Origin of the sequence: Variovorax sp. VRV01, assembly GCF_014852545.1 — a bacterium.
In the GTDB taxonomy this organism is placed as follows: Bacteria; Pseudomonadota; Gammaproteobacteria; order Burkholderiales; family Burkholderiaceae_C; genus Variovorax; species Variovorax beijingensis_A.
This window is the reverse complement of record NZ_JACVBS010000001.1, coordinates 516,261-535,747: the sequence shown is the minus strand read 5'-3', so window position 1 is coordinate 535,747 and position 19,487 is coordinate 516,261. Positions and strand designations below refer to the sequence as shown.

The following is a 19,487-nucleotide window of genomic DNA, read 5'->3' as shown; positions in this document are numbered from 1 at the left end:
TTTCAGCTTGAGGGGCATCCGGCATCCTGCAGCAGCAGGCCGCGCAGCTTTCGATGCAGCGGCGAAGCCTCGGGGACCGGCACGCCGCCCGCCTCGCGCAGCGCGAAATCGCGGCTCTGCGCGTTGTGCAGGTCGATCTCGCGCACCACCTGGCCGTCGCTGTAGACGAAGGCCACGTCGGCCAGCGCCAGCACGTCCTCGATGTCGTGCGTGATCATCAGCACGGGAATCCCCCATTGACGGCTGACCTGCGCGAGTTCGCGGCGCAGTTCGCTGCGCAGCATGGGGTTGAGCGCGGCAAAGGGCTCGTCGAGCAGCAGCACCTGCGGCTGGCAGGCCAGCGCGCGGGCCAGCGCCACGCGCTGCTGCTGGCCGCCCGAGAGCTTCTGCGGCCGGCTGTCGGCAAGCGCCGCCAGGCCAAAGCCTTCGAGCAATGCCTGCACCCGCTCGGCCTCGCGCGGCGGCAGCCTCCGCCGGTGCCAGGCGGTCAGGCCGAACGCCACGTTCTCGCGCACCGACAGGTGCGGGAACAACGCGTAGTTCTGGAACAGATAGCCGATGCGCCGCGCCGGCGCGGGCACGTCGATGCCGCGGGCGGAGTCGTAGAGCGTGCGGCCGTCGAGCCGCACATGGCCCGCGGACGGATGCAGCAGTCCCGCGATGGCCTGCAAGGTGAGCGTCTTGCCCGCGCCCGAAGGGCCGTAGAGCGCGGCAAAAGGCACGTCGGTCGCAAAGCGCGCTGCCAGGTCGAAGCGGCGCGTGCCGTCGGTGACCGTGAGCTTCAGGTCGACGTCGATCATGGCTTGCCGAAGCCGTGGCGCGCGAGCACCTCGCGCGCGGCGTCGCTGGAAAGAAAGGCCACGAAATCGCCGGCCAGGGCTTTCTGGCGGCTGTCGGCGACCACCGCGACCGGGTAGGTCACCGGCATGGTGGTCGCCGGCGCGAAGGCGACCCGGACCTTCTCGCTCATCACGGCCGCATCGGTGCGGTAGACGAAGCCGGCCTCGACCTCGCCGCGGGCCACGTAGTCGAGCACCTGGCGCACGCTGTCGGCCTGCACGAACTTGGGCTCGAGCACGCTCCAGAGCCCCGCGCCTTCCAGCACCTGCCGCGTGTAGCGGCCGACCGGCACGGTGGCTGTCTTGCCGACGGCAATCCTCCGGACGCCCGCGCCGGAAAGGTCCTGCAGCGACTTGACGCCGGCCGCGCCCTTGGCCGGCTCGATCAGCACCAGGGCGTTGCTCGCGAAGTTGCGGCGCGTGGCCGCATCGATGAGCTTCTGTTCGGCGGCGCGGCCCATGGTCTCCTGGTCGGCGCTTGCGAACACGTCGACCGGCGCGCCCTGCCCGATCTGCTGCAGCAGCACGCCCGAGGCCGCGAAATTGAAGCGCACCGTGGCGCCCGGCGTCGCGGCCTCGAACTTCGGGCCGAGCTCCTTGAACGCGTCCGTCAGGCTGGCGGCCGCGGACACGGTGATCTGCTGGGCCGCCGCGCCCAGCGGCAGCACCATGGCCAGCACAAGAGGCAGAAGAAGACGCAACGCACGCATGGACGGGTTTCCTGGTTTTCCTGGTTGGGGAGTGGATCGCTCAGCGCAGCGAGAAGAAGCGGTTCGACAGCACCAGCACGGTGACCGACAGCAGCGAGGTCACCACCACCAGCAGCAGCGCGAGGTCGTCGTGGCCGGCCTGCACCGCGTCGTAGATGGCCATCGACAGGGTCTGGGTCTGCTGCGGAATGGAGCCCGCCACCATCAGCGAGGCGCCGAATTCGCCCATGGCGCGCGCGAACGCGAGCAGGGTGCCGGCCAGGATGCCGGGCCAGGCCAGCGGCAGCGTCACGCGCAGAAAAACCGAGAGCGGCGACTGGCGCAGCGTGCTGGCGGCGGCTTCGAGCGAGCGGTCCACGCCCGCGAAAGCGGCGCTCGCCGACTTCAGCACCAGCGGCAGCGCCACCACGGCCGACGCCACCACGGCGCCATGCCAGCTGAAGATGATGCTGTAGTCGAAATGCTCGCGCAGCCAGCTGCCGAGCGGACTGTGGCGCCCCGCCGCCACCAGGATGGCATAGCCGATGACCGTGGGCGGCAGCACCAGCGGCAGCATGAACACCGCCTCGAGCACCATGCGGCCCGGGAACCGCTTGCGCGCGAACACCCAGCCCAGCGCCACGCCGGCAACGAGCGCCAGCAGGGTCGCGACCGCAGCCACCTTGAGCGACAGCACCAGCGGGAACCAGTCGGCCGAGGCGATGAGGGAGTTCGTCGTATTCATGAAGATACAACGCAATTGTTGCACGAACGGACCTTCCCCCACGCAGGGGCGTCCGTGGCAGGTGCAGGAGGATGGCGCCGATATCCCTTCGGATACAGCGCGTGGAACAGTTCAGGGTGCCAGCAGGCGCGTCAGCGCGCGCACGTCGGCCGCCGTGGCCAGGCGCGCGGCGTTCTCGATGGCACGGTAGTGCTTGACGATTTCCTCGCCCACCGGAGTGAGCGCCGTGCCGCCGCCGCGCGAGCCGCCGGCCGCGGTGTTCACGGCCGGGGAGCTCAGGGCGTTGTTCATTTCATCGATCAGCATCCAGGCGCGCCGGTACGACATGCCCAGCTGGCGCGCCGCGGCCGAGATCGAGCCGGTTTCCGCCACCGCCTCCAGCACGGCGATCTTGCCGGGGCCGAAGGCGATGCTGTCGTCCCTGTAGATGCGCAGGCGGAACTGGACTCTGGTTTTCATGCCGGTGGTGATGCGAAGGAACGGTGCGGGAGGAGCTTGGCGCCAAGGTTAAACCATGGCCCCCGCTTCCGCCTCCGCCCCGCCCTCAGTCCACCGCCGCGAGCACGCCCGAGCCGGTGCCGTAGCCGGCGGCGGCCATCGGCTGGCCGCCGCGCGCGATGCGCACCGCGCAGTACTTGAACTCCGGGATCTTGCCCATGGGATCGAGCGCGGCATTGGTCATCAGGTTGGCCGCCGCCTCGTAGTAGGCGAAGGGAACGAACACCGCGCCGCTGGGCGTGCCGTCGTCGCGCCGCACGTGGATGGCGACCTCGCCGCGGCGCGACTGCACGGTGATCACGTCGCCGGCCTCGAGCCCGAGCTTCAGCAGGTCGGCCTGGTTCATCGAAGCCGTGGCCATGGGCTCGAGCGCATCGAGCACCGTGGCGCGCCGCGTCATGCTGCCCGTGTGCCAGTGCTCGAGCTGGCGTCCCGTGATGAGCACGAAGGGGTATTCGGCATCGGGCCGCTCGTCGGCCGGAATGATGTCGGCGGGCACCAGTTTCACGCGGCCGTCGGCCGTGGGGAAGTCGTCGATGAACACGGTCGGCTGGCCCGGGTCGTCCTCGCTCAGGCAGGGGTAGGTCACGCTCGAGTCGCGCTGCAGCCGCTCCCAGCTGATGCCGCTGATGACCGCATGCATGGCCTGGCGCATTTCCTCGTAGACCGCGGCCACGCCCGATTCCTCGCCCTCGTAGTTCCACTGCAGGCCCATGCCCCTGGCGATCTGCTGGATGATCCAGAGATCGGGCCGCGCGTCGCCCGGCGGGTTGAGCGCGCGCTTTCCGAGCTGCACCATGCGGTCGGTGTTGCTTACCGTGCCGGTCTTCTCGGGCCAGGCGCTCGCGGGCAGCACCACGTCGGCGAGCCAGGCGGTCTCGGTCATGAAGATGTCCTGCACCACCAGGTGCTCGAGGCTCGCGAGCGCATGGCGCGCATGGTTCAGGTCCGGGTCGCTCATGGCCGGGTTCTCGCCCATGATGTACATGCCGCGCACCTTGTGCGGATCGGTGTCGGGCGCGAGCGCCTTGTGCATGATCTCGACCACGGTGTAGCCCGGCGTCGCGTCCAGCGGCGTGCCCCAGAAGTTCTCGAACCACGCATGCACCGCCGGGTTGTCGACGCGCTGGTAGTTGGGGAACATCATCGGGATCAGGCCCGCGTCGCTCGCGCCCTGCACGTTGTTCTGGCCGCGCAGCGGATGCAGGCCCGAGCCCGGCTTGCCGATCTGGCCGGTGACGGTGGCCAGCGCGATGAGGCAGCGCGCGTTGTCGGTGCCGTGCACGTGCTGGCTGATGCCCATGCCCCAGAGGATCATCGAGCCCTTGGCGGTGGCAAAGGCCCGCGCCACTTCGCGCAGCGTTTCCGCCGGCACGCCGCAGATGGGCGCCATCGCCTCGGGGCTGTAGCCCTTGACGTTCTCGCGCAGCGCCTCGTAGTTGCTGGCGCGCGTGCGCACGAATTCCTGGTCGACCAGGCCTTCGTCGATCACGGCGTGGATCAGCGCATTGAGCATGGCCACGTCGGTGTCGGCCTTGAACTGCAGCGTGCGCCAGGCATGGCGGCTGATGTCGGTGCGGCGCGGGTCGGCCAGCACGATCTTGGCGCCGCGCTGGGCGGCGTTCTTCATCCAGGTGGCGGCCACCGGGTGGTTGGCCGTGGGGTTGGAGCCGATGACGAAGATCAGCCCCGCATGCTCCACGTCGTTGACCTGGTTGCTCACCGCGCCCGAGCCCACGCCTTCGAGCAGCGCCGCCACGCTGGAGGCGTGGCACAGCCGCGTGCAGTGGTCGATGTTGTTGCTGCCGAAGCCCGTGCGCACGAGCTTCTGGAACAGATAGGCCTCTTCGTTGCTGCCCTTGGCAGAGCCGAAGCCCGCGAGCGACTTGGGTCCGTAACCGTCGCGCAGCTGAGAGAGCTTGCCAGTGGTGAGCGCGAGCGCCTCTTCCCAGGTGGCCTCACGGAAATATTCGCTCCAGTCGTCCGGCCGCGGCGTGTCGCCGAAGTCCTTCGGCATGCCGGCCTTGCGGATCAGCGGCTTGGTCAGGCGCTGCGGATGGTGCGCGTAGTCGAAGCCGAAGCGGCCCTTCACGCACAGGCGGTTGTGGTTGGCCGGGCCGTCGCGGCCGTCGACGCTGACGATCTTTTCGTCCTTCACGTTGTAGGTCACGAGGCAGCCCACGCCGCAGAACGGGCACACCGAATCGACCTTGCGGTCGACCTGCTGCGAGCCAATGTGGCTCTTGGGCATCAGCGCGCCGGTCGGGCAGGCCTGCACGCATTCGCCGCAGGCCACGCAGGTGCTGTCGCCCATCGGGTCGTCCAGGTCGAACACGATCTTGCTGTCGCCCCCGCGCAGCGCGTAGCCGATGACGTCGTTGACCTGCTCTTCGCGGCAAGCGCGCACGCAGCGGTTGCACTGGATGCAGGCATCGAGGTTGACGGCCATCGCGGGATGCGAGATGTCGGCCTTGGGCTGCTCGCGGCGCAGCGCCTTGAGTTCGGGCCGCACCGCGATGTCGAGCTTCTTCGCCCAGGCGCTGAGCTCGCCGTGCTGCTGGGTGGCGTCGTCGCCGATCCACTTGTAGCCGGCGTCGGGCATGTCGGACAGCAGCATCTCGACCACCATCTTCTGGCTCTTGAGCGCGCGCTCGCTGGTGGCCTTCACTTCCATGCCGGCCGTCACGTTGCGGCAGCAACTGGGCGCCAGCGTGCGCTCGCCCTTCACCTCGACCACGCAGGCGCGGCAGTTGCCGTCGGCGCGGTAGCCGTCCTTGAAGCACAGGTGGGGAATCTCGACGCCGTGGCGCTCGGCCGCCTTGTAGATGGTCTCGCCGTCGAAGGCCTGGATGGCTTGGCCGTCGAGCGTGAATTCGATGGTTTGCGGCATCAGCTCCGCGAGCTTGGACGGGGCGTTCATGCCACCTCCTCCGGGAAATATTGCTGGATGCAGCGGATCGGGTTGGGGGCCGCCTGGCCGAGCCCGCAGATAGAAGCGTCGCCCATGACCTGTGCCAGGTCTTCGAGCGTGGCGTTGTCCCATACCGGCGCATGCATCAGTGCCGCGGCCTTGGCGGTGCCGACGCGGCAGGGCGTGCACTGGCCGCAGCTCTCGTGCTCGAAGAAGCGCATCACGTTGAGCGCGGCGTCTCGGGCACGGTCGTGCTGGCTCAGCACCATCACGGCAGCCGAGCCGATGAAGCAGCCGTAGGGCTGCAGCGTGTCGAAGTCGAGCGAAATGTCGTTCATGCGCGCCGGCAGGATGCCTCCCGATGCACCGCCCGGCAGGTAGGCGTACAGCGAGTGGCCATCGAGCATGCCGCCGCAGTATTCGTCGATGAGCTCCTGCACCGTGATGCCCGCGGGTGCGAGCTTGACGCCCGGGTGCTTCACGCGGCCGCTCACGCTGAAGCTGCGCAGGCCCTTGCGGCCGTGGCGGCCGAAGCCGCTGAACCAGGCCGCACCTTTTTCGACGATGTCGCGCACCCAGTAAAGGGTTTCGAAGTTGTGCTCCAGCGTCGGTCGGCCGAACAGGCCCACCTGCGCGATGTACGGCGGGCGCATGCGCGGTTCGCCGCGCTTGCCCTCGATGCTTTCGATCATGGCCGACTCTTCGCCGCAGATGTAGGCGCCCGCGCCGCGCCGCAGCTCGATGCGCGGCAGCGCGCAGGGCGGATCGGCCTGCAGCCGGGCCAGCTCGGTTTCGAGCAGCGCGCGGCAGTCGTGGTATTCGTCGCGCAGGTAGATGTAGCACTGCTCGATGCCGACGATCTGTGCCGCCACCACCAGGCCTTCGAGAAAACGGTGCGGGTCGCGCTCGAGATACGTGCGGTCCTTGAAGGTGCCGGGCTCGCCTTCGTCGATGTTCACCGCCATGAGCCGGGGCGCGGGCTGGTCGCGCACGATGCGCCACTTGCGCCCGGCCGGAAAGCCCGCGCCGCCCAGGCCGCGCAGGCCCGAGTCTTCCATGGTCTTGATGATGGCTTCGGCGTCTTCCTCGCCGTTGACGAGCGCGGATGCGAGCGCGTAGCCGCCGTGCGCGCGGTAGGTGGCGTAGTCGGTGAAGGCCGGCATGCGTTCGATGGCGCCGGGCAGCGGCGAGATGCTTTTCTCGGCGAACGCGGCCGCGTCGAAATACGCGACCGTGGCTTCGTCGGGGTCGGACTTCAGCGCCTGCAGCACCTTGGCCGTGGTCGCAAGCGGCACGGCCTGCCGGTCGACGGCCACTGCGGGCGCCTGCTCGCAGCGGCCGATGCAGGGCGCCGCAATCACGCGCACGTCGCCGCCCTCGACGCCGAGCAGTTCGGGCAGCCGCGCCATCAGGTCCTTCGCACCGGCCAGTTCGCAGGCCAGGCCGTCGCACACGCGGACCGTGAGGCCCGGTGCCGCTTCGTCGCCGCGCACCACTTCGAAGTGGTGATAGAAGGTCGCCACCTCGTAGACCTCGGCCATGGGAATGTTCATTTCCCGTGCCAGCGCCACCAGGTGGCGGTCGTGCAGGCAGCGGAAGGCGTCGTTGAGCTTGTGCAGGTGCTCGATGAGCAGGTCGCGCCGGTGGCCCTCGGCCGGACGCGCGCCGATCAGCGTGCGCACTTCGACGAGCGCCGCTTCCTCGGGCTGGCGGCCCTTGAGCTTGCTCTTGCGGCGGATGCGCTCGCGCATCTCGTCGGCGGTGGCGAGCGGCACGATGGTGTGCGTGCTGGCCGCCTTTGTTGTTGTCTCGCGGGTCGTGGCTGGGTGGTTGTTCACTGCCTGGGCCTTTTTTCGATGTCTCGGAAATGCCCCAACAATGCTTGAGGCTGACCGAGTGTGTGGGGCGGCCCTGGGCGCGTCAAATTCGATCGGCACATCGATCGATTCAATAACTAAATGGCCGTCCGGGGCGGCCGCCGCACCGAGGCTATTCGCCGAGGGCGCCGCTGTGCAGCCGCACCTGCTCGCGCCATGCCGGCGTCTGCAGGAACACCAGGGCGGCATCGAGCGCGCGCGAGGGGCGCACGCCGGTCTGGGTCATGAAGCCCAGCGGGGTCTTGACCTCGGGGGCGACCAGCGGCAAGGCCTCCAGCTCGCGGTAGCTGCGCACGGCCGCCACCATCGACCCCGGCAGCACGCTGCTCACGGTGCCCGCGAGCACGGCCAATGCAAGGGTAAGTACCGAGTTGGTCTCGATCGCCGGCTCCAGCGCAATGCCGGCGTCGCGCAGCGCCTGGTCGATGATGGAGCGGTTGTGCATGTCGGGCGTGAGCAGGCACAGCGGCCGCTGGCCGGCCTCGGCCCATGACATCGGCTGGCCGATGCGCAGCCGGTCGGCCGATGGCCTTGCCGCGCGCCGCAGCAGGAAGTAGTGCTCCACGCTCTGCGGCCAGGCCGTGAGCTTGATGCCAGGCAAATGCATGCGCTCGGTATAGCCGAGCGCGAGGTCGACCGAGAGGCTTTCGAGCCCCGTTTCCAGGTCTTGCGAGCTCATCGAGAGCACCGCCGGCACGATGCCCGGGTGCAGCTCGTGCAGCATCGCGGCAAAGCGCGACAGCATCGGAATGGCGGTGGGCACCGCCGCCATGCGCAGCCGTCCGCGCGGATGGCCCTCTTCGCTGCGCAGCTCCTGCTGCAGCACCTCGTTGTCGCGCAGCATGCGCTGGGCCGTGGCCAGCACCCGCTCGCCTTCGTGCGTGAGCCCCACGTAGACGCGCGCACGCTTGACGATGACCACGCCGAATTCGCTTTCGAGCGAGCGCAGCGCGTTCGACAGCGCCGGCTGCGTGATGTGGCAGGCCTGCGCCGCGCGTCCGAAATGCTTGTGCTCGCTGAGCGCAACCAGATAGCGCATCGACGCGAGAAGATTCACGGGCGCGCCGCCGATCAGGTGTTCTTGCTGATGGAGATGGTCGGGAACTTCGCCGAGAAGTCCTTGGCCTTCTCGGCAATGCCCACCGCCACCTGCCGCGCGACGGCCTTGTAGATGCCGGCCACTTCGCCGTCGGGGTCGGCCACCACGGTCGGCTTGCCGCTGTCGGCCTGCAGCCGGATGTTGATGTCCAGCGGCAGCGCGCCCAGGTATTCCATCTGGTACTGCTCAGCCATCTTCTTGCCACCCTCGGAGCCGAAGATGTGCTCGACGTGGCCGCAGTTGGAGCAGATGTGCACCGCCATGTTCTCCACGATGCCCAGGATCGGCACGCCGACCTTCTCGAACATCTTGATGCCCTTCTTGGCATCGAGCAGCGCGATGTCCTGCGGCGTGGTGACGATCACGGCGCCGGTCATCGGCACCCGCTGCGAAAGGGTCAGCTGGATGTCGCCGGTGCCGGGCGGCATGTCGACGATCAGGTAGTCGAGGTCTTTCCAGTTGGTCTGGCGCAGCAGCTGCTCCAGCGCCTGGGTGGCCATGGGGCCGCGCCAGATCATGGCCTCGTCCTGGTCGACCAGGAAGCCGATCGACATGACCTGCACGCCGTGGTTCTCGAGCGGCTCCATGGTCTTGCCGTCCTCGCTCTCGGGCCGGCCCTCGATGCCCAGCATCATCGGCTGGCTCGGGCCGTAGATGTCGGCGTCCAGCAGCCCGACGGCCGCGCCTTCGGCGGCCAGCGCCAGCGCCAGGTTGGCCGCCGTGGTGCTCTTGCCCACGCCGCCCTTGCCGGACGCCACCGCGATGATGTTCTTCACGTTGGGCATCAGCTGCACGCCGCGCTGCACCGCATGGCTGATGACCTTGGTCGTGATGTTGACCGAGACGTTGCTCACGCCCGGCACCGTCTTTGCCGCTGCCACCAGCGCCTTGCGCATGGCCGCGTGCTGGCTCTTGGCCGGGTAGCCGAGCTCGAGGTCGAACGACACGTCGCCCTCCGATATCTGCAGGTTCTTGAGCGACCGGGTCGCCACGAAATTCTTGCCGGTGTTGGGGTCTGCGACGGCCTTGAGCGCGTCCATGATCCCTTCTGGGGTGAGTGCCATTGATCTAACTCCTGAATGGCGGGTAGTCTAGTGGGTCTCATGGCTCGCCCCCGGGTGCGCACGCTTCGCCTTTCCCCCACCGGGGACAACGACACCAATCCAATGCCAGAGACACCCCCCGCCACCGGTCTCCTGCTCACCGGCGGCGGCGCCCGGGCCGCCTACCAGGTCGGCGTGCTCGAGGCCATTGCCGGGATCCGGCGCGTGGCGGGCTTTGCCGGCCAGCGCAATCCCTTCGAAGTGATCACGGGCACCTCGGCCGGCGCGATCAATGCGGCCGCGCTGGCCTGCGGCGCCGACGACTTCGAAGGGGCCGTCGAGCGCATCGCGCAGGTCTGGCGCGACTTCCACGCCGGGCAGGTCTACCGCGCCGACTCGCTCTCGGTGCTCGGCAGCGGCACGCGCTGGCGCATGCTGCTCGGGCTCGGGCGCTTTGCCGCCAACTGGATGCGCATCAAGCCGCGCTCGCTGCTGGACAACGCGCCGCTGGCCGAGCTGCTGGCGCGCATGGTGCCGCTCGAGCGCCTGCCGCAGCTCATGCGGCAGGGCCACCTGCAGGCGCTGGCCGTGACCGCATCGAGCTACAGCTCGGGCGAGCACGTCACCTTCTTCGAGGCCGCGGTGCCGATGGAGCCCTGGGTGCGCTCGCAGCGGCTGTCGGTGCGCGACCGCATCAGCCACGCGCACCTGCTGGCCTCCTCGGCCATTCCCTTCGTGTTTCCGGCCACCGCGCTGCCGATGCAGGGGCATACCGAATATTTCGGCGACGGCTCGATGCGCCAGTCGGCCCCCATCGCGGCGGCCATCCACCTCGGCGCCCGGCGCATCCTGGTGATCGGCGCGGGCCGCATGCACGAGCCGCGCGACGCCGACGCGCCCAACACCTACAGCGGCTATCCCACCATGGCGCAGATTGCGGGCCATGCGCTGTCGAGCATCTTTCTCGACGCGCTGGCGGTGGACATCGAGCGGCTGCGGCGCATCAACCACACGCTCGGCCTGATTCCCGAGGAAGCGCGCGCATCGAGCACGCTGCGCCCGCTCGACCTGCTGGTGATCGCGCCGTCGGAGCGCCTGGACGTGATTGCGGCGCGCCATGTCGATGCGCTGCCCGGCGCGGTGCGCCATCTGCTGGGCGGCTCCAGGGTTGCGGCCGATGTGAAGGGCGGCGCGCTCGCGAGCTACCTGCTGTTCGAGGCCGGCTACACGCGCGAGCTGATGGCGCTCGGGCGGGCCGACGCGATGCGCCAGCAGGGCGAGGTGCTGCGCTTCTTCGGGTGGGATGCGGCGGTCTGAAGCCGATCAGCGTGCACTGCAGCTCTCGGCGGGAACACACCTCGAGGCGCTAACCCGCTTCGGAAATCCCGAGCTCCGAGCACACCCGTCCCACCAGCGCCTTCAGCGATGCGAGTTCGGCCTCGAGCCGCGCCACGTTGGCCTTGAGGGCGGCCACCTCGCCGAGCGACGCATCGTGCGATGCATGCGCCCCGTCGGCCGATGCGCCCGGCCCGGCCAGTTCTTCCGCCGGCGCGCCGCTCAAAAGATGCGCCCAGCGGCTTTCGCGCGCACCCGGCAGGCGCGCGAGCTTGACCACCAGCGCGCCGGCCGGACGCTCCGCCAGTTCGTCGAGAAAGCCCTCGACCGACGAGATGTCGGCGAAGTTGTGCATGCGGTCGCAGGCAATGCGCAGTTCGCCCGCCGTTTGCGGCCCGCGCAGCATCAGCACGGTGAGCAGGATCACCGACTGCGACGGAATGCGCAGCACGCGGTCGATGTTGTGCTCGTAGCGGAACGCCCGGCCGCCGCTGGTTTCGGCCACCAGGCTGTAGCCCTTGAGGCTGTCGATGGCGGCCTGCACCTGGGCCTCGCTCAGTTCGAGCACCGGGTTGCGGCTGGTCTTCTGGTTGCAGCCGGACACCAGCGAATTGAGCGTCAGCGGATAGCTGTCGGGCACGGTGCGCTGCTTCTCGGCCAGCACGCCGAGCACGCGGGTTTCGACGAGCGAAAGAATGGGAAGGGCCTGGGTCATTGCGGAAGGAATCCTGAATGAAAACGATGGCGGCAAAGGCCGCTTGTTCACGGCACCGCCACGCCGAGTATCGGTCCCAGCTCCCTGGTGAAGTCGCTGCGTCCGAGCGCGGGCGAATGCAGCGCGGAGACGGTGCCGTCGAGGTAGAGCGCGTCGCGCACATGCAGCACGTCGCGGAAATAGCGCGCGAACTCGTAGAAATTCACCGGCTGCTCGCTGATCACAAAGATCGCCGTGTGGCCCGACACGCCCACGCCGTTGCGGATCTTGCGCGAATCCGAATTCGGGATGAAGGCGGGATGCACCACGCCGCGGCGCAGCAGCAGCGGGCCCGACTGGGTCGCCAGCCGGACGCCCCTGGACAGCGCCGGGTACTCCGACGACTCGACCACGCGCGGCCGCCCCTCGCCCGACACCAGGAACACGCCGTTCGGCTTGAGGAAGAAGTTGCCCGTGCCGGCCGCCAGGTTGAGCGGCGCCACTTCCTGCCCCTCCTGCACCAGCAGGCCGACGGGGGAAAAATCGGCGTGGTACATGCCGGCGTTCATCGCGAACACGAGTTGCCGGTTGCGCGCGGCGAGCCAGGCTTCGAGGCGGTCGAGGCGCTTGAACGGGGCGCCCGTGTCGTCGCGCAGGAACAGCTCGAGCCGTTCCCGGCGCAGATCGATCTTCACGACGGTATAGCGCGGTTCGGCGGCTGCCGCGGAGGCCAGGCCGGCCGCACCAGCCACGCACAGGGCCAGCAGTAGCAGCAGCTTTCTCATCGAACCCCGCAGCCGCGGCGCACCTGCTTCAGCCGTTTTGAATGCGGCTGACCAGTGCCTTGGTGAATGCCGCCGTGCCAGCGCTGCCGCCGAGGTCGCCAGTACGCACCTTGTCGATGTTGAGCGTGTCGTCGATGGCCTTGCGCAGGCGCGCGGCCAGCTCGGGCAGCCTGACGTGCTCGAGCATCAGCGCGGCGGCCAGCAGCAGTGCCGTGGGATTGGCGATGCCCTTGCCGGCGATGTCGGGCGCCGAGCCGTGCACGGCCTCGAAGATCGCCGCATCGGCGCCGATGTTGGCGCCGGGCGCCATGCCCAAGCCGCCCACCAGGCCCGCCACCAGGTCGGACAGGATGTCGCCGAACAGGTTGGTCGTCACCAGCATGTCGAACTGCCACGGATTGAGCACCAGCTTCATCGCGCAGGCGTCGACGATGATGGTGTCGAGCTCGAACTTGCCCTTGTACTTTTCTTCGTAGAGCCGCAGGCCCGTCTCCAGGAACAGGCCGGTCAGCACCTTCATGATGTTGGCCTTGTGCACCAGCGTGACCTTCTTGCGGCCGGTGGCCACGGCGGTCTCGAAGGCGTATTCGAGCAGGCGCAGGCAGCCCTGGCGCGTGTTGATGCCGGTGGCCATGCCCACGGCATGCGGGTCGCCGTCGATGCGCACATAGTGCTCGTGGCCGATGTACAGGCCTTCGAGGTTCTCGCGCACGACCATCAGGTCGATCTTGTCGAAGCGGCCGCCCGGAATGATGGTGCGCGCGGGGCGCAGGTTGGCATAGAGCTGGAATTCCTCGCGCAGCCGCACGTTCGACGAGCGGTAGCCGCCGCCCGAGGGCGTCTCCAGCGGGCCCTTGAGGGCGAGGCGGGTGCGGCGGATGCTGTCCAGCGTGGCCTGCGGCAGCGGATCGCCCGAGGCCTGGACGCCGCCGAGGCCGGCAATCTGGCGGTCCCACTCGAAGGGCGCCTTCAGCGCGTCGAGCGCGGCCAGGGTGGCGTCGACGATTTCGGGGCCGATGCCATCGCCGGGAATCAGGGTTGCGGGAATGGGGGTGGTCATCGGAAACTCGCTTTCTGTATATCCATCTTGTATATCTCTTCGCCCTATCAGCAGAGAGGGCGTTCGCGAAATGCGCGGCATGGAGCATACGTCGCGCCGGAGACACCCCGGCACCTTGCGGGTCACTGGGTCCGCCCGGCGCGGCAAAACCGCTGATGCAGGCGCCCGGATCGACGGCATTCGGCATGCCGCGGTGCTGCCACCTAAAATGCCCGGTTCCCGCAAGTTCGTTCGCCACTCCCCGAAAGCGCCCTCCCCGATGTCCGCCCCGCGCAAGCTCTTCGTCACCACCGCCCTGCCGTATGCCAACGGCAAGTTCCACATCGGCCACATGATGGAATACATCCAGGCCGACATCTGGGTGCGGAACCAGCGAATGAATGGCGCCGAAGTCAACTTCGTCTGCGCCGACGACGCGCACGGCGCGGCCATCACCATCGCGGCCGACAAGGCCGGCGTGACGCCGCAGGCCTTCGTGGCCGAGATCGCCGCGGGCCGCAAGCCCTACCTCGACGGCTACTACATCTCGTTCGACAACTGGCACTCGACCGACGCGCCCGAGAACCACCAGCTCGCGCAGGACATCTACCGCGACCTGCGCGCCAACGGCCTCATCGAAACCAAGAGCGTCGAGCAGTTCTACGACCCCGAAAAGGGCATGTTCCTGGCCGACCGCTTCATCAAGGGCGAGTGCCCCAACTGCCATTCGAAGGACCAGTACGGCGACAACTGCGAGGTGTGCGGCGCCGTGTACGCGCCCACCGAGCTGATCAATCCCTACTCGGCGCTGTCGGGTGCCAAGCCCGAGCTGCGCAGCTCGGACCACTTCTTCTTCAAGCTCTCGGACCCGCGCTGCGAGGCCTACCTGAAGGAATGGACCGCCGCGCCCGGCCACGTGCAGTCCGAGGTGCAGAACAAGATCCGCGAGTGGCTCTACAAGGACGACGAAGGCAAGGGCGGCCTCGGCGACTGGGACATCAGCCGCGACGCGCCCTACTTCGGCATCGAGATTCCCGATGCGCCGGGCAAGTACTTCTACGTGTGGCTCGATGCGCCCGTGGGCTACCTGGCGTCGCTCAAGAACCTGCTCGACAAGCGCTGCATCGAGCTCGGCGGCGACGGCATCTCGTACACCGAGTACATGGCCGACCCCGACCTGGAGCAGGTGCACTTCATCGGCAAGGACATCATCACCTTCCACACCCTGTTCTGGCCCGCGATGCTGCACTTCAGCGGCCGCAAGGCGCCCGACGCGGTGTACGTGCACGGCCACCTCACGGTCAGCGGCGAGAAGATGAGCAAGAGCCGCGGCACCGGCATCGACCCGCTCAGGTACCTGTCGATCGGGCTCGACCCGGAGTGGCTGCGCTACTACATCGCGGCCAAGCTCAACGGCCGCAACGAGGACATCGACTTCAACCCCGAGGACTTCGTCGCGCGCGTCAACAGCGACCTCGTGGGCAAGTACATCAACATCGCGAGCCGCGCGGCGGGCTTCATCGGCAAGCGCTTCGGCGGCAAGCTGGGCGAGGTGTCGGCCGACGGCGACGCGCTGCTGTTCGCGCTGCGCGATGCGGCGCCGCAGCTGCATTCGCTCTACGACGGCCGCGACTACGCCCGCGCACTGCGCGAGGTGATGGCGCTGGCCGACAAGGTGAACGAGTACGTCGACCAGAACAAGCCCTGGGAGCTGGCCAAGAAGGAAGGCCAGGAGGCGCGGCTGCACGACGTGTGCACCGTGTGCATCGAGGCCTTCCGCCTACTCACGCTGTACCTGAAGCCGGTGCTGCCGGCGCTGGCGGCGAATGTCGAGGCCTTCCTGAAGATCTCGCCGCTGGCCTGGGCGGATGCGGCGCAATCGCTGCCCGCGGGCCATGCCATCGGCGAGTACAAGCACCTGATGCAGCGCGCCGACGCCAAGGTGGTCGACAAGCTGTTCGACGCGCCCGAGCCGGCGCCGGCCGCCGCCGTGGCGCAGGAAGCACTGCCGGGCGGCGAGGCCATTGCGCCCGCCATCACCATCGACGACTTCGCCAAGATCGACCTGCGCATCGCAAAGATCGTCGCCTGCGAGAAGGTCGAGGGCTCGACCAAGCTGCTGCGCCTGACGCTCGATGCGGGCGAAGGCAAGACCCGCAACGTGTTCAGCGGCATCGCCTCGGCCTACCAGCCGGAGCAGCTCGTGGGCAAGCTCACGGTGCTGGTCGCCAACCTGGCGCCGCGCAAGATGAAGTTCGGCATCAGCGAAGGCATGGTGCTGGCCGCGAGCCATGGCGACGAAAAGGCCCACCCCGGCATCCACGTGCTCGAGCCCTGGCCGGGCGCGACGCCGGGCATGCGCGTGCGCTGACGCAGAAGCTTGGCGACCCGCCAGGACTGATTTCAATACACCCATGCTTCCCACGCTCCAGATCGACGGCCACGCCGCCTACCTCACCCTGCGCCGTCCGCAGGCCGCCAACAAGCTGACACCGGAGGACCTGCCGGCCATCGTCAGCCACCTGGAGGCGGTGAATGGCTCGCCGGACGTGCTGGTGCTGGTCGTGCGCTCGGAGGGCAAGTATTTTTGCAGCGGCTACGACATTTCAGAGGTCGCCGCCAGCAGCCAGACCGAGGGCCGCAGCTTCGGCGAGATGGTCGATGCGCTGGAAAACTGCCGTCCCGTCACCATCGCGGCGGTGCACGGCGGCGTCTTCGGCGGCGCCACCGACCTGGTGCTAGCCTGCGACTTCCGCGTGGGCGTGCGGGCCGCCGAGATGTTCATGCCGGCCGTCCGGCTCGGCCTGCACTACTACCAGAGCGGCATGGAGCGCTATGTCTCCCGCCTCGGGCTGGACACGGCCAAGCGGCTCTTCCTGACCGCCGAGAAGCTCGACGGCAGCGCGATGCGCGAATGCGGATTCCTCACGCACCTGGCCGAGGACGCGGCGGCGCTCGACGCGGAGGTTCTGCGCCTGCGCACCACGCTCGCCGGGATGGCGCCACTTGCGCTTTTGGGCATGAAGAAGCACCTGAACCAGATCGCGCGCGGCACGGCCGACGCCGCCTCGATCCAGCGCGAGGTGCAGCGCACTGTCGCATCCGAAGACCTGGCCGAGGGCGGCCGCGCCTGGCGCGAGAAGCGCACGCCGGTCTTCAAGGGCCGCTGAGCGCGGCCGTGGGCGCACGGTGCAAAATCCGCGCATGCAAAGCCCTCGCTCCCGCTTCCGACCTTTCGTGTTCGCCGCGCTCAGCCTCGTGGGCGCCCTGCTGCTGGGCGGCTGCGCCGTGGTCACCGTGGCCGGCACCGCCGTGAGCGTGGGCGCCGGCGCGGTCGGCCTCGCGGCGGATGCCGCCATCGGCACCGCGCGCATCACCGGCAAGGCCGTGGGCGCGGCCGCCGACGCGGTGATTCCAGACAGCGACTGAGCCGTCAGCGCCCCGGCGCGCTGTCCACAAGCCTTCCCGCGCACGCTGCGCGCGGGTCACAATGGGCGCCACATGCAGTCACCGCTGAACATCACCCGCTTCCGCCCGCGCCTGCTGGACGCCATGGCGAGCTACAGCCGGGAGCGCTTCTTCAAGGACCTGGGGGCAGGCGCCACGGTGGGCATCGTGGCGCTGCCGCTGGCCATGGCCTTTGCCATCGCCTCCGGGCTCAAGCCCGAGGCCGGCATCTGGACGGCAATCATCGCGGGCTTGCTGATCTCGCTGCTGGGCGGCTCGGCGGTGCAGATCGGCGGGCCGGCCGGCGCCTTCATCGTGATCGTCTACGGCATCGTCGAACGCTATGGCGTGGCGAACCTGCTGATTTCCACCGCCTGCGCCGGCGTGCTGCTGTTCGCGGCGGGGTTGTTCGGGCTCGGGCGGCTGGTGCGCTTCGTGCCGCTGTCGATCGTGGTCGGGTTCACCAACGGCATCGCGGTGCTCATCCTGCTGTCGCAGCTCAAGGACCTGCTCGGGCTCACGGTCGCCAAGATGCCGGCGGACGTGTTCTCGCAGCTGCATGCCATGGCGCTGCAGATCGGCACCTTCAATCCCTATGCCTTCGCGCTCGGGCTGGCCTGCCTGGCCGGCCTCGCGATCTGGCCGCTGCTGCTGAGCGACGAATCGAAGGTGGGCCATGCGGTGCAGCGCCTGGCCGGGCGCATGGCGCGCACGCGCGCGGTTCAGGCGGGTGCGCGCATGCCGGGGCCGATCGTCGCGCTGGTCACGCTCACGCTGGTGTCGTGGGGCTTCAACCTGCCGGTGGAAACCATCGGCACGCGCTTCGGCGGCATTCCCGAAGGCCTGCCGGCCTTTGCGCTGCCCGACTTTTCGTGGGAGACGGTCAAGCAGCTGGTCACGCCGACGCTGACCATCGCGATCCTGGGCGCCATCGAGTCGCTGCTGTGCGCGCGCGTGTCGGACCAGGTCAGCGGCCAGCCGCGCCACGACCCGAACCAGGAGCTGATGGCTCAGGGCATCGCCAACGTGGTGGCGCCTTTCTTCGGCGGCATGCCGGCCACCGGCACCATCGCGCGCACGGTGACCAACATCCGCTCGGGCGCCAGTTCGCCGATCGCGGGCATCGTGCATGCACTCACGCTGATGGTGGTGGTGCTGCTGGCCGCGCCGCTCGCGCGCCACGTGCCGCTCGCGGTGCTGGCGGGCATCCTGGTCTTCGTGGGCCTGAACATGGGCGAATGGCGCGAGTTCACGCCGGGGCAGCTGCGCCACTTCAGCCGCCACTACCGGCTGCTGATGCTCGGCACCTTCTTTCTCACGGTGGTGTTCGACCTGACGGTGGCGGTGCAGGTGGGCCTTGTGCTGGCCTGCGCGCTCTTCATCCGGCGCATGAGCGAGCTCTTCAGCGTCGAACTGGTCACGATGCAGCCGCCGGTGCTTACCTACCGGCTCTATGGGGCGCTGTTCTTCGGGGCGGCGGCCAAGCTGGACGAGGCCGTCAACGCCGCCGAAAGCGCGCCGCGCGGCATGACGGTGGTGCTCGACGCCACGCACCTCATCTACCTGGACGCCACGGGCGTCGATGCGCTGCGCCAGCTGCACCGCGCGGTGCTGGCGCGCGGCGGGCTGCTGCGGGTGGAGTCGCTGCAGCCGCAGCCGCTCGAGGTGATCGTGCGCTCGGGGTTTGCCGACGAGCTGACGAGCGGCCAGCCGCGCGCGGCGGAAGGCTAGTTGGCCTCGGTGCTCCGATCGGGCGAAGAGCCGCTGCGCACCACGCGCTGGTCGTCGTTGAGGGTGGCAGTGAACACCATGGGCGAATTCGGCGGCTGGACCCAGCGCCACTCCCACTCGGTTTCGCGCTTGAGCGCATAGGGCGTGATCTTCGCGGGCTTGCCGAGCATCTTGCGCAGGTCTTCCATCATCATGCCCGGCTGCACCTTGGCGAAATTCTCGGGCGTGAGCACCTGGCGCAGCGCACTCATCTTGCCGTCGGCGCCGATGGTGATCATGTAGTTCTTCTGGCCCTGCGGCTGGCGGTTGTACTCGAACACGCGGCCGCTGGGCGCGTCCCAGATGTTCTCGGGCTGGCCGAACCGGGCGCGCACGTCGGCTTCGGTGGAGACGCCTTCCTCCAGTTCTGCGATGCGCTGGTTGTCGCAGCCCGCAAGCCCCATCACACCCGCCAGCAGTGCCGCCGCCATGCCGATCCGCCACTGTTTTCGCTGCTTCATTCCATCCCCGGTAAAATTCGCACCACAAAGGTCCAGTCTATGTCCATCTTCCGCCGCCCCCACTACACCTCCGAGATCACCAACTTCATCGAGGAGATGAAAGCCAAGAAGCCGACGCTGGAAGCCGAACAGCGTGCCGGCCGCGCCCTGCTCTGGGACAAGCACCTCGACCGCAGCCTGCTCGAGGAGTACAGCGAAGCCCGCGTGCCGCAGCAGCCCTACGTCTACCAGACCCAAGCCAAGTAATGGTGCCCA

18 protein-coding genes are annotated in these 19,487 nt (G+C 68.6%); 6 read left to right on the top strand and 12 right to left on the bottom strand.

Features of this window, described 5'->3' with window-relative positions:
- Positions 1-2 precede the first annotated feature (2 nt).
- The 8 genes from IB278_RS02615 to apbC form a co-directional block, all read right to left on the bottom strand.
- A complete protein-coding gene (locus IB278_RS02615) occupies positions 3-800 on the bottom strand; it encodes an ABC transporter ATP-binding protein (protein ID WP_192322534.1) in 798 nt (265 codons plus the stop codon).
- Complete coding sequence (modA, locus tag IB278_RS02610; protein WP_192322533.1) at positions 797-1,549, bottom strand: molybdate ABC transporter substrate-binding protein; 753 nt, start codon at positions 1,547-1,549, stop codon at positions 797-799. Before modA ends, IB278_RS02615 begins: the two co-directional genes overlap by 4 nt.
- Before the next feature lie 40 nt (positions 1,550-1,589).
- Positions 1,590-2,273 (bottom strand): molybdate ABC transporter permease subunit, encoded by a 684-nt coding sequence (gene modB, locus IB278_RS02605; RefSeq protein ID WP_145745628.1) that lies wholly within the window; start codon positions 2,271-2,273, stop codon positions 1,590-1,592.
- Between the two features lie 111 nt (positions 2,274-2,384).
- Positions 2,385-2,732: a winged helix-turn-helix domain-containing protein gene (locus IB278_RS02600; RefSeq protein WP_015866846.1), complete on the bottom strand. Its 348-nt coding sequence runs from the start codon at positions 2,730-2,732 to the stop codon at positions 2,385-2,387.
- A gap of 85 nt (positions 2,733-2,817) precedes the next feature.
- Complete coding sequence (gene fdhF, locus IB278_RS02595; protein ID WP_192322532.1) at positions 2,818-5,691, bottom strand: formate dehydrogenase subunit alpha; 2,874 nt, start codon at positions 5,689-5,691, stop codon at positions 2,818-2,820.
- Positions 5,688-7,433 carry an NAD(P)H-dependent oxidoreductase subunit E gene (locus IB278_RS02590; protein WP_192322646.1) on the bottom strand — a complete coding sequence of 582 codons (1,746 nt, stop codon included), beginning with the start codon at positions 7,431-7,433 and terminating at the stop codon, positions 5,688-5,690. Before IB278_RS02590 ends, fdhF begins: the two co-directional genes overlap by 4 nt.
- A gap of 238 nt (positions 7,434-7,671) precedes the next feature.
- On the bottom strand, positions 7,672-8,616 hold the full coding sequence (locus tag IB278_RS02585) for a LysR substrate-binding domain-containing protein (RefSeq protein WP_145745633.1): 945 nt from the start codon (positions 8,614-8,616) through the stop codon (positions 7,672-7,674).
- Between the two features lie 14 nt (positions 8,617-8,630).
- Complete coding sequence (apbC, locus tag IB278_RS02580) at positions 8,631-9,722, bottom strand: iron-sulfur cluster carrier protein ApbC (protein ID WP_145745635.1); 1,092 nt, start codon at positions 9,720-9,722, stop codon at positions 8,631-8,633.
- A gap of 102 nt (positions 9,723-9,824) precedes the next feature.
- Between apbC and IB278_RS02575 the strand changes: the two genes are divergently transcribed.
- Positions 9,825-11,018 carry a patatin-like phospholipase family protein gene (locus IB278_RS02575; protein ID WP_145745637.1) on the top strand — a complete coding sequence of 398 codons (1,194 nt, stop codon included), beginning with the start codon at positions 9,825-9,827 and terminating at the stop codon, positions 11,016-11,018.
- A 49-nt stretch (positions 11,019-11,067) separates the two neighbouring features.
- Here the strand turns inward: IB278_RS02575 and IB278_RS02570 are convergent, their stop codons facing one another.
- The 3 genes from IB278_RS02570 to IB278_RS02560 are packed head-to-tail and all read right to left on the bottom strand — an operon-like array spanning position 11,068 to position 13,575.
- A complete protein-coding gene (locus IB278_RS02570) occupies positions 11,068-11,751 on the bottom strand; it encodes a YceH family protein (RefSeq protein ID WP_145745639.1) in 684 nt (227 codons plus the stop codon).
- A gap of 47 nt (positions 11,752-11,798) precedes the next feature.
- On the bottom strand, positions 11,799-12,515 hold the full coding sequence (locus tag IB278_RS02565; protein WP_145745641.1) for a phosphodiester glycosidase family protein: 717 nt from the start codon (positions 12,513-12,515) through the stop codon (positions 11,799-11,801).
- Between the two features lie 28 nt (positions 12,516-12,543).
- Entirely contained in the window at positions 12,544-13,575 is a 1,032-nt protein-coding gene (locus tag IB278_RS02560) for an isocitrate/isopropylmalate dehydrogenase family protein (protein ID WP_192322531.1), read from the bottom strand.
- 259 nt (positions 13,576-13,834) lie between these two features.
- Between IB278_RS02560 and metG the strand changes: the two genes are divergently transcribed.
- From metG to IB278_RS02540, 4 genes are all read left to right on the top strand, one after another.
- The gene (gene metG, locus IB278_RS02555; RefSeq protein ID WP_145745645.1) at positions 13,835-15,925 is read left to right on the top strand and encodes a methionine--tRNA ligase; all 2,091 of its coding nucleotides are present in this window, start codon (positions 13,835-13,837) and stop codon (positions 15,923-15,925) included.
- 43 nt (positions 15,926-15,968) lie between these two features.
- On the top strand, positions 15,969-16,724 hold the full coding sequence (locus tag IB278_RS02550; protein WP_145745647.1) for an enoyl-CoA hydratase/isomerase family protein: 756 nt from the start codon (positions 15,969-15,971) through the stop codon (positions 16,722-16,724).
- A gap of 34 nt (positions 16,725-16,758) precedes the next feature.
- A complete protein-coding gene (locus IB278_RS02545) occupies positions 16,759-16,983 on the top strand; it encodes a hypothetical protein (protein ID WP_145745648.1) in 225 nt (74 codons plus the stop codon).
- A gap of 72 nt (positions 16,984-17,055) precedes the next feature.
- On the top strand, positions 17,056-18,732 hold the full coding sequence (locus tag IB278_RS02540) for a SulP family inorganic anion transporter (RefSeq protein ID WP_192322530.1): 1,677 nt from the start codon (positions 17,056-17,058) through the stop codon (positions 18,730-18,732).
- Here the strand turns inward: IB278_RS02540 and IB278_RS02535 are convergent.
- Positions 18,729-19,202: an outer membrane protein assembly factor BamE gene (locus tag IB278_RS02535; RefSeq protein ID WP_192322645.1), complete on the bottom strand. Its 474-nt coding sequence runs from the start codon at positions 19,200-19,202 to the stop codon at positions 18,729-18,731. The genes IB278_RS02540 and IB278_RS02535 overlap by 4 nt on opposite strands.
- A 69-nt stretch (positions 19,203-19,271) precedes the next feature.
- Here IB278_RS02535 and IB278_RS02530 point away from each other — a divergent pair, with 69 nt between their 5' ends.
- On the top strand, positions 19,272-19,478 hold the full coding sequence (locus IB278_RS02530; protein ID WP_015866864.1) for a DUF3460 family protein: 207 nt from the start codon (positions 19,272-19,274) through the stop codon (positions 19,476-19,478).
- Positions 19,479-19,487: the final 9 nt, after the last annotated feature.

Bases quoted from the DNA above. Each gene is read 5' to 3' on its own strand.
- IB278_RS02565 (WP_145745641.1), bottom strand. From the start codon at position 12,515: ATGAGAAAGCTGCTGCTACTGCTGGCCCTGTGCGTGGCTGGTGCGGCC.
- IB278_RS02540 (WP_192322530.1), top strand. From the start codon at position 17,056: ATGCAGTCACCGCTGAACATCACCCGCTTCCGCCCGCGCCTGCTGGAC.
- IB278_RS02575 (WP_145745637.1), top strand. From the start codon at position 9,825: ATGCCAGAGACACCCCCCGCCACCGGTCTCCTGCTCACCGGCGGCGGC.
- IB278_RS02615 (WP_192322534.1), bottom strand. From the start codon at position 800: ATGATCGACGTCGACCTGAAGCTCACGGTCACCGACGGCACGCGCCGC.
- IB278_RS02550 (WP_145745647.1), top strand. From the start codon at position 15,969: ATGCTTCCCACGCTCCAGATCGACGGCCACGCCGCCTACCTCACCCTG.
- IB278_RS02535 (WP_192322645.1), bottom strand. From the start codon at position 19,202: ATGGCGGCGGCACTGCTGGCGGGTGTGATGGGGCTTGCGGGCTGCGAC.
- modB (WP_145745628.1), bottom strand. From the start codon at position 2,273: ATGAATACGACGAACTCCCTCATCGCCTCGGCCGACTGGTTCCCGCTG.
- modA (WP_192322533.1), bottom strand. From the start codon at position 1,549: ATGCGTGCGTTGCGTCTTCTTCTGCCTCTTGTGCTGGCCATGGTGCTG.
- fdhF (WP_192322532.1), bottom strand. From the start codon at position 5,691: ATGAACGCCCCGTCCAAGCTCGCGGAGCTGATGCCGCAAACCATCGAA.
- apbC (WP_145745635.1), bottom strand. From the start codon at position 9,722: ATGGCACTCACCCCAGAAGGGATCATGGACGCGCTCAAGGCCGTCGCA.
- IB278_RS02545 (WP_145745648.1), top strand. From the start codon at position 16,759: ATGCAAAGCCCTCGCTCCCGCTTCCGACCTTTCGTGTTCGCCGCGCTC.
- IB278_RS02570 (WP_145745639.1), bottom strand. From the start codon at position 11,751: ATGACCCAGGCCCTTCCCATTCTTTCGCTCGTCGAAACCCGCGTGCTC.
- IB278_RS02560 (WP_192322531.1), bottom strand. From the start codon at position 13,575: ATGACCACCCCCATTCCCGCAACCCTGATTCCCGGCGATGGCATCGGC.
- metG (WP_145745645.1), top strand. From the start codon at position 13,835: ATGTCCGCCCCGCGCAAGCTCTTCGTCACCACCGCCCTGCCGTATGCC.
- IB278_RS02600 (WP_015866846.1), bottom strand. From the start codon at position 2,732: ATGAAAACCAGAGTCCAGTTCCGCCTGCGCATCTACAGGGACGACAGC.
- IB278_RS02530 (WP_015866864.1), top strand. From the start codon at position 19,272: ATGTCCATCTTCCGCCGCCCCCACTACACCTCCGAGATCACCAACTTC.
- IB278_RS02590 (WP_192322646.1), bottom strand. From the start codon at position 7,433: ATGCGCGAGCGCATCCGCCGCAAGAGCAAGCTCAAGGGCCGCCAGCCC.